This window comes from Streptococcus sp. KR, assembly GCF_002238115.1.
In the GTDB taxonomy this organism is placed as follows: domain Bacteria; phylum Bacillota; class Bacilli; order Lactobacillales; family Streptococcaceae; genus Streptococcus.
Window position 1 is genome coordinate 1 of record NZ_NGVM01000041.1, and the last position, 3,607, is coordinate 3,607.

Annotated in this window: 3 protein-coding genes; all 3 read left to right on the top strand. The window is 33.1% G+C overall.

What is annotated here, in order from left to right; translation table 11 throughout:
- The coding region (locus CBI42_RS10420; protein ID WP_142294104.1) for a CHAP domain-containing protein at nucleotides 1-317 on the top strand (317 nt) is incomplete at its 5' end.
- A 936-nt stretch (nucleotides 318-1,253) separates the two neighbouring features.
- Nucleotides 1,254-1,985, top strand: a complete 732-nt coding sequence (locus tag CBI42_RS10435; protein ID WP_016466107.1) for an ABC transporter ATP-binding protein — start codon at nucleotides 1,254-1,256, stop codon at nucleotides 1,983-1,985.
- Between the two features lie 17 nt (nucleotides 1,986-2,002).
- Nucleotides 2,003-3,319, top strand: coding sequence for an FtsX-like permease family protein (locus CBI42_RS10440; protein ID WP_000915988.1), 1,317 nt, complete (start codon nucleotides 2,003-2,005; stop codon nucleotides 3,317-3,319).
- Nucleotides 3,320-3,607 lie beyond the last annotated feature (288 nt).

The following is a 3,607-nucleotide window of genomic DNA, read 5'->3' on the forward strand; positions in this document are numbered from 1 at the left end:
GCTTAAAATTAAAAGGTAGAAATGGAGAAAAGATTTCAATCATTAATACCATGGGAAATGGTCAAGACTGGGTTGCGACAGCTTCAAGTCTTGGTGGGGAAACGGGCTCTACACCAAGAGCAGGTGCTATTGTTTCTTTTGTAGGAGGTACACATGGTACACCAGCCAGCTATGGTCATGTGGCTTTTGTAGAGAAGGTCTATGATGATGGTTCTTTCCTTGTGTCTGAAACCAACTATGGGGGCAACCCTAACTATACCTTTAGAAAAATCTCTCAAGCAGATAGTGCCATCAGTTTTGCTTATACGACCAAATAGAAGAGTTTACACTTGAAATTGTAGCTATTTAAAGATACAATATGTCTATAAATGAGTGGTCGGCTCATGGTCAATCTGATAGTAATCTTGGACATAAGGGCCAAGCGGTGGCGGACACCAGAACAAAATCCGATAGCAATCTTGGACGTACGGGCCAAGCGGTGGCAGACACCAGAATAAACCGACTGATTAGGTGGCTTACAGGTTCAGTAAGTCATCTTTTTTATTTGAAAAAACAGTAAGAAAGCGTAAAAAATCAATTCCTGTACTAGCGTGTAATTGAAATTTTTTAGTTTTGGCGTTAGAACTGTTTCCTCAGTCCTAGCCCCTTCTCTTTTTGATAAGTATGCTTGGCGGAAAGTAGTTTGTAAATGATTCTGAGAATCTTATGAGCATAAGCAATGACGGCCTTCATCTTGCTTACTCTTTGGGAAATTCTATTATAAAAAAAAGAAAAAGCTGGATCCTTGGAATGTGCTGCAATTAATCCCGACATGGTCAAAGCCTGTTTTATTTAGCGATTTCCTTGCGTGATGTGTGAGGATTTTTTAATGCCAGCACTATAGGCTAAACATCTTTTTCTGTCATGAGTTAGCAGGCTCTGCCTGCTTAGAGTTTTACATATGCTACTATCTTAGTTATAGCTAACTTAAATTCTCATTTATTAAGTATACCTAAGTTTTATGTTTAAATTTTGTATAGAATAGTTGTATCACTTAACAAAGCTATGTTTACGCTTTCAATCAAGCCTCATTTATGATACTATTATGGTAATAGAAAAAATTCTTAGTTCGCTAAAAACCTTTATTCGAGATCCAGAGGAAATAGAAATTTTATCCATTAAAAATACGTTTCATAAGTTACTTACTTAATATTAATAGAATTCCAATTTGTATAATTAAATCAAAGATGACACTGGAATCAGGAGGATTTATTATGGTTAATAATGTAGCTGTTAAAGTCTCAAACCTTTCAAAAGAATTTTTGTTAGGGCAAGACAAAACTGTCTCTATTTTGAAAGATGTTTCTTTATCTGTCAATTACGGGGAATTTGTATCAATACTTGGTGTCAGTGGTTCTGGAAAGTCTACTTTGCTAAGTTGCTTATCCAGTTTATCTGAACCAACAAGTGGCGAAGTTGTTATCAATGGTATAAATCCATATACCTTAAAAGAAGGGAAGCTTGCTAAATTTAGAAGGCAAGATATTGCAATTATTTTTCAAAACTATAATCTGGTACCCGCTCTACCTGTACTAGAAAATGTTACACTTCCTCTGAGACTCTCAGGAAAGAGTGTTGATAGTAATAAAGTAAAAAAAATGTTGGATAGTTTGAATTTTAAAGCAGAACTATCATCATTAGTTGCTACCTTATCAGGTGGAGAACAGCAAAAAGTGGCTATTACTCGTGCAATAATAGCTGATAGTAAAATTATTTTTGCTGATGAGCCAACAGGAGCTCTGGACAGCGTCTCAAGAAAACTTATTTTTGAAACACTTCGTAATTTAGCGAGTCAAGGAAAATGTGTTCTTATGGTCACTCATGATATTGAGTTGGCTTCAAAAACTGACAGAGCACTCATTTTAAAAGACGGAAAAATATCTCGACAAATTATTAAACCTTCAGCTGATGAGCTCTATCAAGCACTTGAAAGTAGTAAAGATTAATTTGAGGAGGATTTATTATGCTAAAATTAATCATTTACCAATTTCAGTACTCAAAAAGACAATGGTTAGGAACAATACCATTACTATTTGTATCTAGCCTGATTGTTGGAACATCTTTATTTGGTATTGCTAGTGCAATAAAGACTGCTAATATTAACGCTTCACAACTTTTTCAAATGCTAATAGTTTTTGGCGGGACTACTCTATTTTTCCTTATTTCAAATAATATAAGACTGCTAATAGATATCTTTAAAAAGGATTACCAATTATGGGCTACCCTAGGCGCAAGCAGAACTCAGCTATCTTTATTAGTATCTGGACAGTTTTATTTAATGGCAGTGATTGTTAGTAGTATTGGTACAATACTTTCATTTATCATGGCAGATAGTTACTACAAATTTTTACAAAATTTATTAGGAAGAGATGAGTTACCTGATTTAGTTATTACAGCCAACATTCAATCAATTTTATTGAGTGTTTTCATAGTCCCAACAATTGTCGGGATAGGGGCTTACTTTTATTCAAGTCGTATACTTAAAATATCATCAATATTAAAACCAAAAAAGAAAAAAAGAAAAGTTACAGTAACTGGTTTTATTAACATCTCTGTTCGTTTAATCCTATGGTTACTATGTATAGGTTTGATTGTTTCAGCAAGTTTTAGTAGAAACAAAGAAATAATTTCAACACAGTCAAGCATAATATTATTTTTATTAATTATTCACATCCTTATTATTCAATCACTATCTCCATCAATTCAAGTGTTTCTAATAAAACTTTTAATGAGGATATTTCCAACTGAAAATTATGTAATTAATACAGGCTTTTGGAATCTACTATCCAATCCTAGTTATTTGAAAAGTATACAAACTTCAATGAGCATGGGAGTAACTCTCATTTCTGGGTTTATTCTTTACACCCAAAATATGTATTCATTCATGAATACAGCAAACGGTGTACTCGAAGCAAGAGCTTCCTTTATTGCTTATCTGTCTGCTCCAATTATTCTGATTATTACTAGTTCTATTTCTCTTACAATTTTATCTTCTAATAAAGATATTGAAGACATTAAACAGTTAAAGACACTGGGAGTGTCAAGATCACAACTTTTTAAAATACGTATAGGCGAGGCAATAATACATTCGGTGTTAATTTTATTAGTATCAGTAGTTTTCAATTTAATTATTTTAATTTTAGTTAGCTTTATTGGCCAACTTTTAGGCAGTAGTTTAATAGACATATCAGGTTTCTGGCAACCGAGTCTTATAGTTATTTCTTTGTTAGTTATTTTTTATAGTATTACAAAGGGATTTTATATATTTAGAGATAGATAAATTGGATTAGTTACTGATTCAAAAGAATACAAACACGTTTCAATCATGACTTCCATTATAAAAACCTCCTGTTAACTATTTGAACAATAGAACAAGAGGCTACTAGTAAGATATTTTCATGCTCAAGGCATATTCGAGTCATCTCATGACTCTTGTTCAACCAGTTTGACATACAGGCTAGGAAAAGCCCTATTAAAGATCACGTATTGGTATTGTTCACCTTTATTATAGGCTAAACATCTTTTTCTGTCATGAGTTAGCAGGCTCTGCCTGCTTAGAGTTTTACAT